General features: G+C 32.9%; 21 protein-coding genes and 1 riboswitch. Of the genes, 5 read left to right on the top strand and 16 right to left on the bottom strand.

What is annotated here, in order from left to right; all coding sequences use genetic code 11:
* Positions 1 to 127: 127 nt before the first annotated feature.
* The 3 genes from ACJDT4_RS19810 to ACJDT4_RS19800 all read right to left on the bottom strand — a co-directional run bounded on the left by ACJDT4_RS19810 (position 128) and on the right by ACJDT4_RS19800 (position 2,397).
* Positions 128 to 607, bottom strand: coding sequence for a hypothetical protein (locus ACJDT4_RS19810; protein ID WP_406789332.1), 480 nt, complete (start codon positions 605 to 607; stop codon positions 128 to 130).
* A gap of 19 nt (positions 608 to 626) precedes the next feature.
* Positions 627 to 1,028: a hypothetical protein gene (locus ACJDT4_RS19805; RefSeq protein ID WP_406789331.1), complete on the bottom strand. Its 402-nt coding sequence runs from the start codon at positions 1,026 to 1,028 to the stop codon at positions 627 to 629.
* 193 nt (positions 1,029 to 1,221) lie between these two features.
* Positions 1,222 to 2,397 (bottom strand): phosphoribosylaminoimidazolecarboxamide formyltransferase, encoded by a 1,176-nt coding sequence (locus ACJDT4_RS19800; RefSeq protein ID WP_406789330.1) that lies wholly within the window; start codon positions 2,395 to 2,397, stop codon positions 1,222 to 1,224.
* Between the two features lie 61 nt (positions 2,398 to 2,458).
* A riboswitch (ZMP/ZTP riboswitch) is annotated at positions 2,459 to 2,541 on the bottom strand.
* 127 nt (positions 2,542 to 2,668) lie between these two features.
* Here ACJDT4_RS19800 and ACJDT4_RS19795 point away from each other — a divergent pair.
* From ACJDT4_RS19795 to ACJDT4_RS19785, 3 genes are all read left to right on the top strand, one after another.
* On the top strand, positions 2,669 to 3,667 hold the full coding sequence (locus ACJDT4_RS19795) for an asparaginase (RefSeq protein ID WP_406789329.1): 999 nt from the start codon (positions 2,669 to 2,671) through the stop codon (positions 3,665 to 3,667).
* Between the two features lie 425 nt (positions 3,668 to 4,092).
* Entirely contained in the window at positions 4,093 to 5,112 is a 1,020-nt protein-coding gene (gene add / locus ACJDT4_RS19790) for an adenosine deaminase (RefSeq protein ID WP_406789328.1), read from the top strand.
* 119 nt (positions 5,113 to 5,231) lie between these two features.
* On the top strand, positions 5,232 to 5,858 hold the full coding sequence (locus tag ACJDT4_RS19785; protein WP_406789327.1) for an HAD family hydrolase: 627 nt from the start codon (positions 5,232 to 5,234) through the stop codon (positions 5,856 to 5,858).
* A 149-nt stretch (positions 5,859 to 6,007) separates the two neighbouring features.
* Here ACJDT4_RS19785 and ACJDT4_RS19780 read toward each other — a convergent pair whose 3' ends face one another.
* The 8 genes from ACJDT4_RS19780 to ACJDT4_RS19745 form a co-directional block, all read right to left on the bottom strand.
* Positions 6,008 to 6,451: a hypothetical protein gene (locus ACJDT4_RS19780; RefSeq protein ID WP_406789326.1), complete on the bottom strand. Its 444-nt coding sequence runs from the start codon at positions 6,449 to 6,451 to the stop codon at positions 6,008 to 6,010.
* Positions 6,452 to 6,528: 77 nt separating this feature from the next.
* Positions 6,529 to 7,233, bottom strand: coding sequence for a DUF421 domain-containing protein (locus tag ACJDT4_RS19775; protein WP_406789325.1), 705 nt, complete (start codon positions 7,231 to 7,233; stop codon positions 6,529 to 6,531).
* Positions 7,234 to 7,430: 197 nt separating this feature from the next.
* The gene (gene amrS / locus ACJDT4_RS19770) at positions 7,431 to 8,288 is read right to left on the bottom strand and encodes an AmmeMemoRadiSam system radical SAM enzyme (protein ID WP_406789324.1); all 858 of its coding nucleotides are present in this window, start codon (positions 8,286 to 8,288) and stop codon (positions 7,431 to 7,433) included.
* 4 nt (positions 8,289 to 8,292) lie between these two features.
* Positions 8,293 to 9,702 (bottom strand): AmmeMemoRadiSam system protein A, encoded by a 1,410-nt coding sequence (amrA, locus tag ACJDT4_RS19765; protein WP_406789323.1) that lies wholly within the window; start codon positions 9,700 to 9,702, stop codon positions 8,293 to 8,295.
* A gap of 179 nt (positions 9,703 to 9,881) precedes the next feature.
* Complete coding sequence (locus ACJDT4_RS19760) at positions 9,882 to 10,778, bottom strand: serine hydrolase domain-containing protein (RefSeq protein WP_406789322.1); 897 nt, start codon at positions 10,776 to 10,778, stop codon at positions 9,882 to 9,884.
* A gap of 170 nt (positions 10,779 to 10,948) precedes the next feature.
* A complete protein-coding gene (locus tag ACJDT4_RS19755; protein WP_406789321.1) occupies positions 10,949 to 11,509 on the bottom strand; it encodes a DUF6143 family protein in 561 nt (186 codons plus the stop codon).
* Positions 11,510 to 11,612: 103 nt separating this feature from the next.
* On the bottom strand, positions 11,613 to 12,380 hold the full coding sequence (locus ACJDT4_RS19750) for an SDR family NAD(P)-dependent oxidoreductase (RefSeq protein ID WP_406789320.1): 768 nt from the start codon (positions 12,378 to 12,380) through the stop codon (positions 11,613 to 11,615).
* 81 nt (positions 12,381 to 12,461) lie between these two features.
* Entirely contained in the window at positions 12,462 to 13,274 is an 813-nt protein-coding gene (locus tag ACJDT4_RS19745; protein WP_406789319.1) for an alpha/beta hydrolase, read from the bottom strand.
* Positions 13,275 to 13,395: 121 nt separating this feature from the next.
* On the opposite strand from ACJDT4_RS19745, the gene ACJDT4_RS19740 reads away from it, so the two are divergent.
* Complete coding sequence (locus ACJDT4_RS19740) at positions 13,396 to 13,755, top strand: winged helix-turn-helix transcriptional regulator (protein ID WP_406789318.1); 360 nt, start codon at positions 13,396 to 13,398, stop codon at positions 13,753 to 13,755.
* 262 nt (positions 13,756 to 14,017) lie between these two features.
* Here ACJDT4_RS19740 and ACJDT4_RS19735 read toward each other — a convergent pair whose 3' ends face one another.
* Positions 14,018 to 14,860 (bottom strand): helix-turn-helix transcriptional regulator, encoded by an 843-nt coding sequence (locus tag ACJDT4_RS19735; RefSeq protein ID WP_406789317.1) that lies wholly within the window; start codon positions 14,858 to 14,860, stop codon positions 14,018 to 14,020.
* Positions 14,861 to 14,980: 120 nt separating this feature from the next.
* Between ACJDT4_RS19735 and ACJDT4_RS19730 the strand changes: the two genes are divergently transcribed.
* On the top strand, positions 14,981 to 15,556 hold the full coding sequence (locus ACJDT4_RS19730; RefSeq protein WP_406789316.1) for a flavodoxin family protein: 576 nt from the start codon (positions 14,981 to 14,983) through the stop codon (positions 15,554 to 15,556).
* On the opposite strand, the gene ACJDT4_RS19725 is transcribed toward ACJDT4_RS19730, so the two are convergent.
* The 4 genes from ACJDT4_RS19725 to ACJDT4_RS19710 all read right to left on the bottom strand — a co-directional run bounded on the left by ACJDT4_RS19725 (position 15,551) and on the right by ACJDT4_RS19710 (position 19,583).
* Positions 15,551 to 16,171: a uridine kinase family protein gene (locus ACJDT4_RS19725; RefSeq protein ID WP_406789315.1), complete on the bottom strand. Its 621-nt coding sequence runs from the start codon at positions 16,169 to 16,171 to the stop codon at positions 15,551 to 15,553. The two genes, ACJDT4_RS19730 and ACJDT4_RS19725, sit on opposite strands and share 6 nt — an antisense overlap.
* A 185-nt stretch (positions 16,172 to 16,356) precedes the next feature.
* On the bottom strand, positions 16,357 to 17,235 hold the full coding sequence (locus ACJDT4_RS19720; RefSeq protein ID WP_406789314.1) for a carbohydrate ABC transporter permease: 879 nt from the start codon (positions 17,233 to 17,235) through the stop codon (positions 16,357 to 16,359).
* Between the two features lie 21 nt (positions 17,236 to 17,256).
* Positions 17,257 to 18,147, bottom strand: coding sequence for a carbohydrate ABC transporter permease (locus ACJDT4_RS19715; protein WP_406789313.1), 891 nt, complete (start codon positions 18,145 to 18,147; stop codon positions 17,257 to 17,259).
* Positions 18,148 to 18,287: 140 nt separating this feature from the next.
* Positions 18,288 to 19,583 carry an extracellular solute-binding protein gene (locus ACJDT4_RS19710; RefSeq protein WP_406789312.1) on the bottom strand — a complete coding sequence of 432 codons (1,296 nt, stop codon included), beginning with the start codon at positions 19,581 to 19,583 and terminating at the stop codon, positions 18,288 to 18,290.
* Positions 19,584 to 19,654 lie beyond the last annotated feature (71 nt).

The raw sequence follows: 19,654 nt of genomic DNA, 5'->3' as shown, positions 1-19,654 counted from the left end.
AAATATATTATAAATTAAAAAATAAATGTGGCATATACATTTTAATTAAATTTATAAAACTAAAAAATTGCCAGTACATTAATAAATAGTACTAGCAATCAGATTTCTAAATTATAGTATATAAATGTTACCAGTCACTGCCAACTGCATTATGAACGAATGCAACTATTCTATCTATTGGCAAATCAACAATTGAGCCAAGAGTATTAGGACAGCAGGAAGCAACTTGACCTACTTCCCCTTTACCTTCTTCGCCATAATTCATTGCTATATTTGCTACATCTTCATTACATTCTTTGCTTTCCTTTACTTCCTTAATTTCCTTACCTTCGAAGCCTTTTCTTTTCTTCTTCTTGCCACCATCTTCATAGCAATCGTCTTTTTCAGAATCACCATAAACATTATCTATATAAGGATTGCAGCAGCTTCCAAGGGCACAGCCTGGTGCAGGCCCTATTTGAGTTATAAGTCTTACAAAATTTCCACTAACTTTTACAAGCACTCCAGTAAAACCAAGTCCTGATTGCCCACCACTTGCAGTGTATATTGTAACTGTTTGCCCTAAATGACGCTCTATATCATTTACAATACTAAAGTCATCTGACATTTCCTCACCCTCTTATCATTTATATCCCAGATCCAATAGCATTGTGAACAAATGATGCTATTCTATTTAAAGGTATATCTACTATTGAACCAAGAGAATTAAAGTTACAATCAATTCTTCCATAATTTCCGCATCTTCCATAGCCGTTGCCATATTCGCCTTTACCATACTCACCTTTACCATATTCACCACCGTAATAGTTTCTACCGCCTTTATAACCATAGCCTCCTCCACAGCAGCTTCCAAGTGCACAGCCTGGTGCAGGTCCTATTTGAGTTATAAGTCTTACAAAACTATTATTTATAGCAACAAGCACGCCAGTAAAGCCAAATCCTGATTCTCCACCACTAGTAGTGTAAATAGTTACTGTTTGCCCTATAAATCTAGGTAATTCATCTAAAAAGTTACATTCATCATACATCTTAAGCAACTCCCTTTATCAATTTAATTTTTAATAGTTCCTACACCAACATATTATGTAGTTTTTAGTATGTGTGTTACATAATATGTGCATTACATATAACAAAAAAAGTTGTCACACTAAAAAATTATTCAAACATAATTATTAGTGTGACAGCTTTGCAAACTTCAATATTTATATATTAAACTAAATTTTAATGATGGAATAATCTTAGTTTAGAAAATGCCATCACCATATCATACTCATTGCAGGCATCTATTACAACATCATCTCTTATAGAGCCTCCAGGTTGTACAATATATTTTACTCCACTTTTATAAGCCCTATCTATATTATCTCTAAAAGGGAAAAATGCATCAGAACCTAAAGATACTCCTTTAAGACCTGAAAGCCACTTTAATTTTTCTTCTTTAGAAAGTCTCTCTGGAACAATTTCAAGTACATCTCCCCAATTTACTGTTTCTGCCTCTGTTGTATCATCTCTTAAATATTGATCAATAAAATTATCTTTTTCTGGTCTTGAAACTCCAGCTTTAAACTTCAAATTTAAAACTGCTGGGTGCTGTCTTAAGTACCATATATCCGCTTTTGATGCTGCAAGTCTTGTACAATGAACTCTTGACTGCTGTCCTGCACCAACTCCAATTGCCTGACCATCGATAGCAAAGCAAACTGAATTTGATTGAGTATATTTTAACGTAATCATAGAAATTAAAAGATCACGTTTTGCTTCTTCGGGTAAATTCTTATTGTTAGTAACTATATCTTTAAGAAGTTCATCAGTTATTTCAGCTTTATTTTTCTTTTGCTCAAAAGTTATTCCGTATATTTCTCTTTTTTCTATATCATCTGGTTCATAGTCATTATCTATTTTAATTATGCAGTAATTGCCTTTCTTTTTACTCTTTAATATTTCTAAGGCTTCAGCTTCATATCCTGGTGCAATTATTCCGTCTGAAACAGATCTCTTTAAAATTTTTGCAGTCCCGACATCTACTGTATCACTTATAGCTACAAAATCTCCATAAGAAGACATTCTATCTGCTCCTCTGGCTCTTGCATAGGCTGCTGCTACTGGTGATAAATCTATATCGCAAACATCATATGCTTTTTTAAGAGCATCACTTAAAGGAACTCCAACTGCTGCTCCTGCTGGACTTACATGCTTAAAGGAAGCTGCTGCTGCAATACCTGTTGCTTTCTTTAATTCTTTAACAAGCTGCCAAGAATTTAAAGCATCCATAAAATTAATATATCCCGGTCTACCATTTAAAACTTCAAAAGGTAACTTTCCATTACTAACGTAAATTTTTGCTGGTTTTTGATGTGGGTTACAACCATACTTAAGAATAATTTCAGAGTTTTCCATAACAATTCCTCCTAAAAATATATAATTTAACGCAAAAAAAGCTGGGCAAACATATGATATTACTGTTTACCCAGGCGGTCGATATAATTACAAATCATGCTCCCTATGGTAAATTCCATTTTTCCGCCAGTTACATGATTTAGATATTCAATTACTCAAATTATATAATATATAAATTATTTAGTCAAACATTGTTTTTATTGTGCTAAAATAATATAATGAAACTACTTTATATTAAAAACTCTACTCTGATAATATGGGAGGATTTATAATGAAAAAAGCAGCAGTCGTTTTTAATGGTGGAACAATTTCTATGAAGATAGATCCCAAAATACACGCAGCAGTACCAAGTCTATCAGGAGAGGAAATAATGTCAATGGTTACTGGAATAGAAGAATATGCCAATATCGAATCCTATAATTTTTCAAATGTTCCAAGTCCCCATATGACACCAGAAGATATGCTAAGTTTATCCCTATACGTAAAGGATTTACTCAAGAGAAATGACATTTCCGGAGTAGTAGTAACTCATGGAACAGATTCTTTAGAAGAAACTGCATACCTTCTTGATTTAACCATAAATTCAGAAAAGCCAATAGTAGTAACGGGCTCAATGAAATCAAGCTCAGAGCTTGGTTATGATGGTCCTTCTAATCTATCTGCTTCTATATGCACAGCAGTATCTGAGGAGGCAAAAAACTTTGGTGTTCTTGTTTGTCTAAACAGTGAACTAAACTGTGCAAATGAAGTTGTAAAGGCAAATTCAATGAGTTTAGATGCTTTTAGAACTCCAGGCTTTGGTCCTATAGGTATTGTTGATAACAATGAAATTTTTTTCTATAGAAACCGCGTAGAAAGACAATACATTGATACCAATAAAATAGAATCTAGGGTTGATCTTATAAAATGTGCCTCAGGAATGGACTCAAGTTTCATAGATTTTAGCGTAAATAGAGGTGCGAAAGGAATTGTTATTGAGGCAATGGGGAGAGGCAATATTCCTCCTCTCATGGTAGATGGCATTAAAAGAGCACTTTCAAAGGATGTTGCTGTTATTTTAGTATCAAGATGCTTTGAAGGAAGAGCATTGGACACCTATGGATATCACGGTGGTGGAAAAGAGCTCAAAAATATGGGAGTTATCTTTGGAGATACTTTATCCGGTCAAAAAGCTAGAATAAAGCTTATGCTTGCTCTTGGGAAAACCAATGATCTAAAATACATTAAAAATATATTTGAAGAAGGTCACTATAAAAATGATGCGAAGTAACAATGCTTCGTTGCGTTAAAAAAATTCTATAAATCTAAGACTCAAGAATCATAAAATTCTAAGATATTTCAATAACTCGCTATTGCTCAAACAAATTGAAATGTCTAAGTATTTTACGATTTTTGAGCCAAGATTTATTAGAGTTTTTTTAAATCGTTCCTTCAGCATTGTTACTTCGCTCCCACCGTAGGTACAAGGAAAAAATTCCTCCGTTCCTACGGAATTTTAGGTGTAAACTTGTGCTGGCCATTATATTAAAGCCTTATACCAAAATGGCATCAGCAATAAGTTTTTGATTTTCTGTAGTGAAATGGAAGAAAATCATTGTAAACTGTGAACTAATTTACTTCGCATTCTTTATATATTATAAATTAAACACATGTATACAAAAATTCATTGACTATATTACAAAGGGGGTAATTATTTTGGATTTGAGAGAAAAAATAAAAAACATTCCAAAAACTGAGCTTCACTGTCATATTGATGGAAGTTTAAGGCCTAGCACTATAATCGAGCTTTTGAGAAAAAATAATCTTCCTTTACCTGTTTCAAATTCAAGTAACATTGAAGATAATTTTAAAATAAGCGGAAATTGCGGTTCTTTAAAGGAATATCTAAATAAATTTGATTTTCCTATTAAAGTCATGCAAAAAAAAGAGGATCTTTATAGAGTAACCTTTGAACTATTAGAAGATGCAAAAAAAGATGGGATAAGATATATTGAATTAAGATTTGCTCCCTATTTTCATACGGCTGAAGGGCTAAAGGTAGAAGAAGTTGTTGAGGCTGTTCTCTCTGCCATGAAAGATGCTGAAAGTAAGCTTAATATATATTCTGGTCTTATTTTATGCGCTATGAGACATGAACCAGTTTCAAAATCTATTGCTGTAATTAACCTGGCTCGAAAGTATACTGATAGCGGCGTTGTCGCAGTAGATCTAGCAGGAAACGAAAGTGATTTTCCACCAGAACTCCATAAAGCTGCCTTTGACCTAGCATACGAGGCTGACATTAATATAACCATACATGCTGGCGAAACTGGAATTTGTAAAAACATAATGAAATCCATAAATATACTTCACGCCTCCAGGATAGGTCACGGCATATTTGCCTACAAAGATAAAAGCACTTTACATTATCTTATAAAAAATCACGTTCCTCTGGAGATGTGTCCTAAAAGTAACTTAGATACAAAAGCTGTAGGCTCCTATAAAGAGCATCCAATTAAAACTTATTTTGAAGATGGATTAAGAGTAACTTTAAATACAGACAATAGGACCGTTTCAAATTTGAATCTTGTTGATGAATATATGAATCTTGTAAATATATTAGGATTTACAGAAGCCCAAATTCTTCAAGTTATGCGAAATGGCTTTTTATCAGCCTTTTGCAGCGAGGATTTAAAAAATAAACTTTTAAATGAATTTGAAAAAAGTATAATATAGTAAAACTACTGTAAAGCTTCAACTATTTATGTTCTAAAACGTCAACCTTCAATGGAGCATGGTTCATATATAGTTTGCAGCTTAGCTGGTTTTACTATAATTTAAGAAAGGATTAGTTTATGAGAGTTGATAGTATAATTTTTGATCTAGATGGTACACTTTGGGATTCAATTGAAGGAATTTGTGGAACTTGGAAGGAAGTTCTATCAAATTATCCTGATATAAAAAGGGTGATAACTCCTAAGGACATGGAAGGATGTATGGGACTTCAAATAGCTGATATAGGTAAAAAGCTATTCCCAGATTTGCCAGAGGCTATGCAGATGGAACTCATGGAAAAATGTTGCGAAACAGAGCAAATTTATCTTGGTGAACATGGTGGGAAATTATATCCAAAGCTAGAAGAAACACTCGAAAAGTTATATCAAAATTACAAGCTATTTATAGTAAGTAACTGCCATGATGGATATATACAGTGCTTTTTTAAGGCTCATAAATTAAATAAATATTTTTCTGATATTGAGTGTTCTGGTGTAACTGGATTATCAAAAGGCGAAAACAACAAACTCATCATTAAAAGAAATAACTTAAAAAATCCTGTTTATGTAGGTGATACTATAACAGATGCTGAATCGGCAAAGGTTGCTAAAATTCCATTTGTATATGCAAGATATGGCTTTGGACAGGTTGAAAAATATGATTATGTAATTGATAGTTTTGAGGAAATTTTAAGACTAAATTTATAAAATAAGATTAAATTTATAAAAGTTGAAAATTAACCTTCACTAAAAATTAATATTTAACACTAAATATTATACAAAAAAGGCATATACTTATAATATCGAATTATGCCTTTTGGCTTTACCTTTTTGTAATATCATTTTATAAATACTACTTATTCAATTGTCTTTATAAAATCCGGATCTGCCTTTGAAAGATTTATGTCCTCCACATGTTTTGCAACATTGAAATTTGGGCTTCTCATTGAGCCACCAAGAGCTTTTATTTCCCCCTCAATTTTTTCTTTGTTTTTAGAATCCGTATCTATTATAATTTTATAATTTACATCTGCTATTTCTTCAAAACCTCCCATACCGCTTACCATTGGGCTAGCTGCCAGCATAGGTGATTTATCCCTTTCCCCATCTGGTGCACCTGCGTTAAGAACTAAATCGGAGTTAGTTGGGCTAGATAAAAGCTCACCATTGCTGCCTTCTGTATTCCTCTTTAGCTGAAAATGATCATTTATATCCACATAAGCATTAATGCCTTGATTTTTTAATTTTTGCACAACTTCATTTGCATTTTTTATCCCTTTAAAAAAAGCTTCAATCTTCATGTTTTCCTCCTAAAAAATTTTATTTATATACTAGTCTTTGTTTTGATATATTTTTTATACATTTATCAAGAATTTACTCATCTATTGAAGTAAGCTCCTTTGTGTTTTTTTGAAATATACAAAACTTCAGAAGCATTTAGTCCAGCGTAAAATACCTCCTCCACGTTATGAATTTTATGAAGCTTAAGCTGATCTTTAACCCATTGTTCATCATGTTTAGTTCTTTTCAAATTATCATACAATATCTTACCATCAATAATTATGTCTGTCATTAGACCACTATAGTTTGTTTTAACATTTAAATCTCCAGTTGTTACAGGCTGTTTATCTAATTTGGGCAATATGGTTAATTCTCCATCGCTTTCTATAGCTGCAATCTCTACATCCTCTATATTAAATATATCCTTTTCCCTAAGGAGCATCATTAGTTTATTTACAGTAATTCTTGCCGATTTAAAATTATGATCCAGCAACTTACCGTTACTTATTAGTATGATTGGTTCACCATCTACTATCTTTCTAAAATTAATACTCTTAATATCTAAATAATCTGTAATAACCACCAATATGGTTATTACAATTGCTGAGGTTGCAGCCAAAACTGGTGATTCATGTGCTCCTAATGCTATTCTTGCTCCAATAGAACCAATTGTAACCCCAACTATAAAATCATAAAAGGTTATTTTTGATATTAGTTTTCTCCCAATTATTCTTCCTAAGACCAATAAAATAATATAAGAAAATACTCCTCTAAAACCTGCTAGTATAATTTCCCTTGTCATAGTACACTTCCTATATAAATTATTTTAGCCTTGGTATACTGCCACTCAAAATTATTCAACCACAACTGAGGCAGTTCCAAGGCCTTATACTATATATTTACCTTTGGCTGTATAATTATTCAGATTTACTTTTAGCAGATATTATAAAAAAATAACTCGTGAGCCATTAGCTTTTGAGTTATTTATTAAGTACTCGCTTATATATTTCCTAAACTTACTTTATTAAGATATTTTTTAGCGGTTTTCTCTGCATTTTTCATCAATTCTACATCCGTTGGCGGATTTTCAAGCTTATACCTAGGAAAGTACCTAGAAAGGTGGAGTGGTATTTCTGGACTTATGTTACTTAAAAACTTAGCTATTTCTTCTACTTCCGTCAGCTTATCGTTCTCACCGCTGACTAGCAAAGTAGTAATTTCTACATGACAAGCCCTTGCTGCCCTTTCTATAGTTTCTAGTACAGGTATCAAATTTCCTCCACATAAATCTTTATAGTAAATTGTGTTAAAACTTTTTAAATCTATATTCATTGCATCTACATACGGAAGAAGCTTCTTTAAAGGCTCTTCTTGTATATAACCATTAGTTACAACTACTACTGCTTTATCCGGACTTGTTTCCTTTAAAAGCTTTGCCGAATCATACACATACTCATACCAAATACTCGGTTCGTTATAGGTAAATGCTATTCCTATGTTGTCCTTCATCGACAACACTGTATCTACTAAATCTTCTTTAGATACAAACTGACTTTTGGCTACAGATTGAGAAATAGTATAGTTTTGACAAAAGCCACAGGTAAAATTACAGCCAAAGCTTCCAACGGAAAAAATTTGAGTATGTGGTTTAAAATAATACAGCGGCTTCTTTTCTATAGGATCCAAAGCAGCAGAAGTAATTTCTCCATAGTTTATTGTAACAAGCTGACCATTTTCATGTGCTCTAACGCCACATTTTCCAAAGGTTCCATTTTCAATAACACAATTATGTGGGCACAAGAAGCAGTGAACCTTATTATCTTTAAGCTTTTCATAAAACATAGCCTCTCTCTTCACGTTATCACACTTCTTCCCTATGCCTGATTACTTTAAACTTCTCTATAGAGTATTCTTCATAATGATCTATGCCTGCCTTATCTAAGGCTATTGACAACTGTTCTTCTACTGTATTTACTCCTTCTAAATCTGGGAGCAGAAGTCCAGTTTTACCCTTACTTCTTACAATGACACCATATTTTTTGGGATCAAGCTCTTTCCTTGAAGCAGGTTCAGGTTCTGTTAAAACATCCACCGAAAAAACAATATCCATTAATTCTTCTTCTTCTACTTCATAAAATCTAGGATCATTTAACCCAGCTTCTATAGCATTACGTACAATTTCTTCTGCCACACTATTTGTTAAAGGAAATATAGTTCCTATGCAGCCTCTAAGCTCTCCATGCTTTTTTAAAGATACAAAAACACCTCTTTTTGTATTTTTCATCTCATCTGTAACATAGTCCGGAAGCTTATTAATACTACTGCCCGTGCTTAAATATGTGGTAAGGCTCTCTCTTGCAAGTCTTACATATGAATCACTCTGATTTTTTCTCTTTTCATAGCTTGCGGTTCGAATTGCCTCTATTTCTTTAAGCTTTGGTGAATCCTCAGAGGAAACCTTAAATTTCATAACACCGTAGCCTACCCCAAAGGTTCCTTCATAACTTAAAAGCTCTCCACTAAATTTTTTCCCTTCAAGAGCACCTAATAAGATAGCAGTTGAACGCCTTCCACATTCACCGGCATTACATATTGTCTCTTCATCTATACTGAATACACCTTTAACATCACCCTTTTGCAAAAGTCCAAGAAATTCCTTATCAAATTTTTCACCAAAAGGACTGTATTCATAAGGACCCTCTTCTTTTAATTTATGTGACAAATCTCCACTTGCTATAAAAACCGCATTTTCATTTAGCTCCTCTACAGCTTTATTAATTTGAACACCAAATTTATATAATTCTATATCACTTAAAGGAGCATAAGTAATATGTACAAGCTTATACCCCTTATAATATTTATTTATAAAATACAAGGGAACCATAGCACCATGATCCAAAAAAACAGATGCATTATACTTGCCTAAAAGGGAATTTGAAACCATTACACTAGGTATTCCTTCATTATACACAAGTTCATATATTTTGTTAGTAAGTTTCTTATCAATTTCAAGCTCCATAGAAACATTGTTAACGCCAAATTTCTCTAAGTCTCCATAAATTTTATCCTCGTAGCTAAGAGCAACAGCATCCTGGAACATAACACCATGCGGAGTTACAATTATAATTGTGCTTGGTGCTTTTTCTGCAATTTCTTTTGCAACCTCATCAAAGCTTTTACTGGTAGCACTAATCTTTTTTTCTTCTCCCCTTCCAACATCCGGAAGTACTATAGGAGGATGGGGAAGTAAATAGAAACCCTGTAAACTCATAAAATCACCTCTAATATTTTTTATGTAATTTAGTTTTTCCTATTTTATTAGATTAATGCCTACTATTGTAGGATCGTGTAAAAAATATATGTATATCCTTTTTACAAGTCACCTATGAGACTTAATGCTCGACATAAACACCTTTTTCACAGACTCCTATAGTTGAACTACTTCTTGTACTAAATCATTGGATAAAGATTTTTCCAAAGCAAATCTAATATATTTCCTTGATCTCTGTTATAAGCATTTATAGCTATGACTGCATTCTTTTCTGGAAGTATAATTCCAAACTGTCCATACTTACCATCTGCACGATAAGATTTGTTAGGTCCATGCCAAAACAAATAACTATAAGCATTTGAATACACATCATCTCTATCTGTAGAAATTTGAGGCTTTGCAGTAGCTTCCACCCATTCCTTAGGGATAATTTGCTTTCCATTCCAAATACCCTTTTGCAAATAAAGCTGGCTAAACTTTGCCAAATCATTCACAGTAAGAAATAATCCGCCTGCACCAAAAGTATTTCCCATAGGATCACATTCCCAGGTTGGTCTTAATGTTTGAAGTGGCTCAAATAGCCTTGGCATTAAGTAATCAACTAAATTACAACCTGCTTTTCGTTGAACAATCATACCTGCTAAATATGGTCCAACATTACTATATAAAAATTTAGTTCCAGGCTTATACTTGAATGGGATTCCTAAAGAAAATTTTACCCAATCTTTTTCCTTCATTAATGGTCTTTGAGTTCCCATTAAATAAGCTTCATCATGTCCAACACTCATTGTAAGCAAATGTTTTACTTTTAAACTTTCTAACTCAGGCGGAATCTTTTTCGGAATCGATTCTGGAAAATATTCAATAACTTTATCATCTAAATTTATTAATCCTTCCTTTATTGCCATACCAACTGCTGCCGAAGTGAAGCTCTTACTTGCAGAATATTGATTCATACGCATCTTTGGCTCCCAATCGTACTCTGCAATTTTTTCTCCATCCTTTATTACAATAATTCCACACATCGTAACGTTTTCAACGCTTTTAATAAACGGTTCTAATATACTGTTTTTCACTTTACTTACACTCCCCCATGCTATAATTTACTTGGAAAAATAGAAAACTATTATCCAAGTAATGTAATTATACCACACGATTAACTCTACTCTGTTTTAAATTTCTAAATCAGTGAAACAATATTACTTTAACTTAATAAAAGAACCCTCACAATTTGAGGATTCTTTTATTAATGCTTTAATTTTTCATACCATCCAAAGGCAACTACTACCTTATTAAAATCTGAACTTAAGGATTTTATGACTAGAGTATAATTTCCATTTTGACCTTCTATAAATTTTCCGTCCTCTTCACCTACCAGAGTTGTTTTAGGAGGTACTATTCTTTCATACACATTGATTCCTTTTTGCGGAACTTCAGTGGTTGATTCTATAAACCGAATATCCACCCTGTTTTCTGGAAGTGGTCTTAAAGCTGTATTACTAGGTGAAACCTTATCTGATACCTTGCCCCTTTCAGAAAAATCAACATTCAGCCAAACCTCCGCAGTTAAGTATTCATCTGAAAAATTTGAAATAGTAAATACATTCGCATATAAATTAACACCCGAATCACATGAATTTACTAAACCTGCCCAAGCATTCATTCCATTGCCTACTTTTAAATCTTCTGTTTGTCCTACAAAATATCTTCCCTGCATAGATTTAAATAAAGGTACAGGAATACTAATTACCTCCTTAGGTCTAACACTCTTACCATTTGAAACATATTTAATGTTTTCATATGACATAGTTTTTTCATCTCCCAAGATATATCATTTTAATAATATACTATTCAGAAGAAATAGGTTATGTTATAACGATAGCTTCATACGCTTTTTACTGAAACATTAATTAGCTTTTTTTAACTGCTAATTTTCTTTGATTTTTAAAATTAATGGTGCTCACTAAGCCTTGAGGCAGTCTAACTAGTATTTTGTTAAGTATCCCCGGAATTATTATCTTCTTATTTTTTAAAAGGCCCCTGTAGGCAGCCTCTGCCACAACACTTGCTTCCATGGCACCTGGCATATCTCTCTTCCCCGCAGTTTTACAAAAATTTGTTTTTACTGCTCCAGGGCACAAAGCAGTAACCGTTACTCCATACTGCTTTAATTCCTTACTGATAGCCCTTGAAAAGGATAATACATATGCCTTTGTTGCATAATATACTGCAATAAATGGTCCCGGAGCAAATGCCCCCGTAGAGCCTACATTTAAAATTTTGCCTTTTCCTCTCCTTACCATTTCTCTTGAAAACAGCTTAGTCATTTCAGTAAGTGTGCTAATATTTAGTTGTATCATTTCTATATCTCTTATAAGCTCAGTTTCATGGAAAAATCCAACTACACCTACTCCCGCATTGTTTATAAGCACATCTACCGTAAGTTTCATATTCACAACTTTTTCAAATATCCTGTTTGCAGCACCAGCTTTTGATAAGTCTTCTATTATAATCTCCACGCTGATACCATATTGTGCTTTTAGCATAGAAGCTAATTCATTCAGCTTTTCAGCATTTCTTGAAACCAAAATAAGATTATACCTATGAAAAGCAAATACTTTTGCAAGCGCGTATCCTATTCCACTTGATGCACCAGTGATTAAAGCCGTATCCTTCATAATTATCTCCAATCCATAAAACTAAAATAATAACTTTTTAATTTACATTTGCTTTAATCTTAATTATATTTAGCTATCCTGTCAATTACTAAACTGCTTTAGATGTTTCTTTAAAAAATCCAGCGTTTTAGCCATTATATCGTGAGTTCTGCCATTATCATTAAATAAATCAAATGCATGTCCTCCATCAGTATGATTATAAATATCAATGCTTAAATTATTATCCAGTGCTTTCATAATAAATTTATCAAGAGAATCATTAAGTATAGGATTATCAAGTCCTGCTCTTGCAATAAGCATCGGAGGAATATCATGTGGATTTTTATCTATAATATTTATTGGAGAATATTTTTCTACCTCCTCAGCTTTTATATTAACATCAGCTCCAAACAATTGTGCTGCAACTTTAAAATCAGAGATTCCATAATATGCTGCTATGCATTTCACATTATTAGAAAAACTATTAATACCAGCATATAGACCAAATGGAGCGCCTCCAGAAAAGCACCAAATAGCAATCTTATTTTCATCTATACTTAACTTATCAGCATTTTCTATTAAAAACTTAATAAGCTCATTTATGTCACTATTAACCTCCTCAATCGTAAATCCATCTGATAAAACTCTATGATTAAAAGTTACTGCCTTCAAACCAGCTGCAGCAACTAGTTTTCCCAGTGAAACATATTGGCCTACTTCCTTAAAATTTATATTATGAGCTTCTCCATGCACCAGCACTACAGCAGGTGATTTTTCTTTCGAATTTTTACTAAAGTACATATCCATAAAAAGTTTTGTATTTTCATAAGCCTTATATACTATATTCTTTGATACATTAACCTCTTCCATACTGTCAACTTTATATACCACTTCTTTTTTCAAAATATCTTCCATCTCAAATTTCTCCCTTCACTATATGCTATAATTATAGTCATTGGATTTCTCGTTGTTAAGTAGGCACTTATATGTGTTATAGTAACCTTTGGGATACTATTTTATAGAAGGAGATTATAAAATGAATGATAATAATTGCACAATGATTCATAATGGAATTCCATATAAATGCTCTATTGCATTAGCTTTAAGTGTAATTGGAGGCAAATGGAAACCTCTTATACTATGGCATTTACAGAATAAGGTTCTGCGCTTTGGGGAGCTTAAACGCATTCTCGAGACTATAACTCAAAAAATTCTAACCCAAGAACTTCGAGAACTTGAAGCCGATGGGTTAGTAAATCGCAATGTATACGCTCAAATACCGCCAAAGGTAGAATACTCTTTAACCAAAAAAGGTCTTACAGTTCTGCCTATTTTAGATATGATTAGTGAATGGGGAGCAGACTACTGCAGCACAATTAATAAAGAAGCTAAATAACTTACTTTTCATCTAAAGATAAACCACTCTGAAACTTGAAATTTATTTTTACCCAAATGCCGTCTTCTGAGCATTTTGCTGCACATGAATTTCAATAGTTGAAGAGGTTTATCTATATAGATAAACAAGCTGAAAGTTTAAAATAGCTGATGTTAAAACTTTACAAGTAATATTTTGGACGTTTTAATCAGTTGACAATGGACAGAGGACAATTGATATATGTTCATATAACCAACATGTTCCAAAATACAATTCAGCTGTTTTAATATTCCAAGTTGTCTATCTTTAGCAGCAATTTTATCTTTATATCAGTATCTGTTCCAGGCAAGGGATTGTTAACAATTAATTTTAAATTAGGACTATCAGAAACATCAAAACTAGCAAACTCAAAAATCATCGTTTCCGCTGCTGGATGCTTTATCTTCTTATGGAATCCAATTTTTGTTTCAACTTCATACTTAGACCACCACAAACTAAACTTTTCGCTCTTTTTCTTAAGTTTTTCAATAAACTCAATAAGCCATAGATCATCAATATATTTTGCCGTTGTTGAACGAAACCTTGCAAGCATCCCTTTTGCATGAAACTCCCAGTCAACAAATAAGCTTTTATACGCATCATTATTAAACATCATCCAAACCATATTTCGCTCACATACATTTATTTTATTAAAATCGCCAAATACAGCACTTGCTGCTTTATTCCAAGAAATAATATTCCATCTTGTGTCCATTATAAAAGATGGACTTAATACTAAGCTATCTAGTACTCGTTGAAGAACTGGAGTTACTATTATTTCACTTGAAGAAATCTCTTCTTCTAATACCTGCCCTGCTAAAGTATAAAGATGGGCTTTCTCTTGCTCATCAAGTAGTAAAACCCTTGCCAAACTTTCCAGTACAGCTGATGACACTTTTATATCCCGTCCTTGTTCAAGCCATGTATACCAAGTTAAACCTATTCCAGAAAGTGCTGCAACCTCTTCCCTTCTAAGACCTGGTGTACGGCGCCTTAAGTCTTCTGAAAGGCCAACCTCCAATGGTGAAATTTTGGCTCTTCTTGTCTTCAAAAAAGCTCCTAGTTCCTTATAATGCTCTCTTTTCATATTAAAACTTCCATTTCTATCCTATTATAATTTATACCAGTACAAATAAGCTTCTGTCACCGCCATAAATAACACGCTAATATATTTATATAACAATAAAATATAAGGAGAAATACTAAAATGAAAATATTATTTTTAAATGGTTCACCTAGAAAAAATGGATACACAGTTAACATAATGAAATGCATAGAAAGAAAAATTAATTCCAAACATTGTATTGAATGGATACATGCATACGATTTAAGGATTAGACCTTGCTTAAGCTGCCTAAAATGCAGACCAAATAAGGAATGTCTTCTTCCTAAGGATGACGCACACATGGTATGGCACAAAATTCACTCTGCTGATGTTTTAATCATTGGTAGTCCCACTTATTTTGGAAATATATCAGGGCAATTAAAGCTGCTTATAGATAGAAACCTAACTGCCTTTGAAAGTATGCCTGCAAGTGGATTAGAACCACCAACTCCTTTGCAAAAAGGTAAAAAAGCTGTTATGGTTACCACCTGTAATACTCCATACCCAATTAGTGAACTTCAAAATCAAGCAAAAGGTACTCTCCAAGCCATCGAAGCAATTTTTAAAGCTGGTGGATACACCATAATTGGAAGCATAATTGGAGATGGTTCTCCTTCTAAAAATGAAATTTCACTAAATATAGAAGAAAAAGCAGAATTCCTTGCGCAACTCCTATAAATCACTTGTATCTATAACAAGATCACATTTTGCTTCAATTTTTAATGAAGAAAAGTAATGTTCCTCCATAGGAATCCACTTGCCTATAAAATTTTGCAGCATTTTTTCTCCATTACGCTTTAAAATACGTTCCTGCTGAACTTTTGGAGCTATAGTCAAAAAAATCTTGTAATCATAAGCCTTTTCTAGTGATTTGTGAAGGCTATATGAACCTTCAATAAAAGTAAGGTTTTTAAACTCTTTATGTATAGGTTCTCTTAGCATTCCTTTTGAACAATCATAAGGCCTATAGGTAACTGCTTCATGCTTTTGTAAACCTCTAAGAACTTCCTCTTTAAACCTTTCATAATGCACATTTCCACCAGGCTCTTGAAGTCTTTTTGGGGTTTTAATATCGAAGGGCAAGAAAAAGTCATCCATATGAAATACGTTGCAAGAAAATCTCTTTTCAAAGAGTTTAGCTAAAAAACTCTTACCACTTGCGCACCTTCCATCAATGGCAATAATCACAGGGGAATTCTTACTCTCTAATTTTTTTACAGCTTCAAAAGCAGGCAAATACTTAGCATAAGTTTTTTCATTTACATCTATTTTCTTGTAAAATTCATTTGGCATAGCTATCTCCTTAAATACTTTGCTTTACTTTAATTAATTATTATAATTAGAGTATAATACTTTATCAATTAATTACAACAGTAAAGTACCCTATGAACTATAGATAAACGCTCAAATACAACTAGACTAAAATAAAAGAAAGCAAATCTAATAATTATCAGATTCACTTTCTTTCATAATTAAAGCTAACCTTTAACAGCACCAGAAATCAAACTTTTTTGTACCTGATTGCTTAAAGGTATATATATTAAAATTGTTGGTAGGGTTGCAATAACAAGTCCCGCTAAAATTGGACCCCATTCAGTAGCATGCTGTCCTGCCATTCCCATGATGCCGACAGTCAAGGTTTCCAATTTAGGGTTGTTTAAAAAAGTATTTGCAAACATCAATTCATTCCAGCTTGACAAGTATGTAAAAATCGCAACGGTTGATAAAGCTGGCTTCAATAAAGGTAGATCAATCTTCATAAAAATTTGATATATATTACATCCATCAATGCACGCAGCCTCTTCTAATTCTTTTGGTATTCCTTCAAAAAAACCTGTTATTATAAAAATCCCCATTGGAAGTGCAAAAGCTACATATGGAATTATTAAAGCCCAATAGGTATTTAATATATTTATCTTTCTTAATATTAAAAATAGAGGTAATAATGTAGAATGTATAGGTACCATCATACCTAGTAAAAATATGCCTAATGTAATTTTACTAAATTTCCACTTCATACGAGTTATAGCGTATGATGCTGTTGCTATAAGAATACTTGAAATAACAATAGTTAAAGCAGTGACAATTACACTGTTTATAAAAAATACTCCTATGTTGCCACTGGTAAGAGCACTGTTATAGTTAGAAACTCTCCATACCTTAGGAAGTCCAAGTACATTGCCACCAAAAATCTCTCCATTGTTTTTAAATGAAACTAGCAGCAACCAAACTAACGGATATAACTGAATTATTCCAACTATAATTAATACTATCATTAAAAGTATACCTTTAATACTTATTTTTTTCTTTGAAGCTGCTTTCAAGGTTACTTTAGACTTCAACTCAATCTGCTCCATAAAAATCCCTCCTATTCCTCATTAAAATTCATCGCCCTTTCTACGCTGAAATGCCTTACGTATTATTAAGGTGAATACTAAGCATTCTACAATAATAAATGTGGACATAGCGCTTCCATATCCATACATGTACTTATTAAAAATAGTATTGTACATCAATGTACTTGGAACCTCACTTGCATGTAGCGGTCCTCCATTTGTTAAAATGTAAATTAAATCGAAGGATTTAAAAGAACCTGTAACTGCAAATACTACACACACTTCTAATATAGGTTTAATAAGAGGAATAGTTATTCTAGTAGCCATATGAAACTCAGAAGCTCCATCAATTTTTGCTGCCTCATATATATCTGGGGAAATAGACTTAATTCCAGCATACATTAAAAGCATATGATATCCTATATATTGCCATAAAATTGGAATAAAAGCTGCACCAAGGGCAGTCTTTCCTTCTGCCAGCCAAGCATGTGATAGTCCACCCAAGCCTATCCCTTTAAGAATTATATTTAACATACCATACTCAGGATGATATATTTTCATCCAAAGCTGACCGATAACTACCGTTGATATTATTACTGGTATAAAATATATAGTTCTAAAGAAGCCTTCACCCTTTACACCTCTAGCTAAAATCAAAGCTAATAAAAGAGATATTGGCAATTGAATAACTACTGAAAGTAAAGCAAGAACAAAAGAGTTCTTTACCGATTTTGTAAAACCATCTGTATTATTAACAAATAAATTTATATAATTCTTTAAGCCAACAAATGTTCCCTTTCCAATTCCATTCCAATTCAACAAGCTATAATATGCTGAAAAAATAATAGGAAGTATAATTATTACGGTAAACACTAGTGCAGCTGGAAAAACAAATAAGAATATTGCTTTTTTATCCTTTAAAATCCTATCCATTACTTAATACCTCCAAGAATTATTTGAATTCTCCTGTTAATTAAATACTATAGATAGACAAAATGGTGTGAATTTAAATCTTTCACGTTGTTTATCTATTATGGTTCATAATTAACAGGAGCTTCATAAAAAAGCTTTATCTACTTTTTATTAATTGCCTGCATTTGCTTTGCAAAATTCTCTGGAGTTATTTGTTTACCAAAAATCTGCGCAACTAAATCCTTATGGGTATCTGCATCTGAACCTGCAAGATAACTATCCCACCAAACAACATTTCCTGTAGCTTTTTTAGCTATGTCATTTACCTGCTTAATAAGTGGATCAAATTTTGATTCATCATCACTTAATTTCCATGCTGATACTCCGGCTCCTGAAGTGGATAATCTCTTAGCTATGTTCTCTGATAAATATTTTGCGGCCTTAGCAGCTTCAGCTTTATGCTGTGTATTTGCATTAACCATGAAGCCAGCAATAGGCCCACCTAAAATTTCATTTTCGTCGCCTTTACCGCCAGTAACGGCTGGAAAATTTAAAGCTTCTACTTTGCCCTTAACTGCTGAACTATTTTGTTCAGTAGAACCTGCAAACCAGCTTCCGTTATAATACATTGGTACCTTTCCTTGAAGGAACGGTACTTCTGATTCATCTCTAGTCAGTCCAAGAGCTGCTGAATCAAATGCCCCAACATCTATAAGTTCCTTTAATTTTGCTGCTGCATTAACAAAAACAGGATTTTCAAATGATGCTTTTTTAGCTAAAGCATCATTGCTTAATTTAGCACCACCTAAGCGAAGTGCTAATGCATCGTAATAAAACATTCCAGGCCATTTATCTTTTTCTCCAACAGCTATAGGAGTTATTCCCTTAGCTCTAAACGCTTTCACTGCATTTACTAATTCGTCATAAGTTGCAGGTATTTTTATACCATTCTTCTCAAACAATTCCTTGTTAACATAGAATATACCTATATCACTGGTATACGGAAGACCATAAACTTTATTATTATAGGTTAAATAATCTAGGGATCCTTTAAGCAATTTATCCTTAGTTCCATCTTTTAAATAATCATCCAAAGGCAAAACCTTACCTGCATCAATAAATGGTTGGGAAAAACCAGCTCCCCATGTGTAAAATATATCTGGAGCTTCATTAGCCGATATAGCTGTTTTTATTTTAGTCTTATAAGCTTCATTTTCAGTTCCCTCTGCCACAATCTGCACATTCGGATTTGCAGCATTCCACTGCTTTACTACTTCCTCTACATTTTTCTTATTTGAGTCAGTATCAGAAGTCCAAATGTGCCAAAATTTCAATGTGATTTTTTTATCTCCCCCAGCACTCGAACCATTAGCAGAACTACTACCACACGCCATAAGAGTTGAAGATAATGCAAGTGTTAGTGCTAATGCTGAAATTCTCTTAAACTTTTTATTCATATGACTTCCCCCATTACTATTTTGTTTTTGTTTACAATAAGATAATATTCCATAAACGTTTTCACTTGAAT

Origin of the sequence: Clostridium neuense (assembly GCF_045310695.1) — a bacterium.
GTDB lineage: Bacteria > Bacillota > Clostridia > Clostridiales > Clostridiaceae > Clostridium_S > Clostridium_S neuense.
This window is presented reverse-complemented; position numbering and strand designations above follow the sequence as displayed.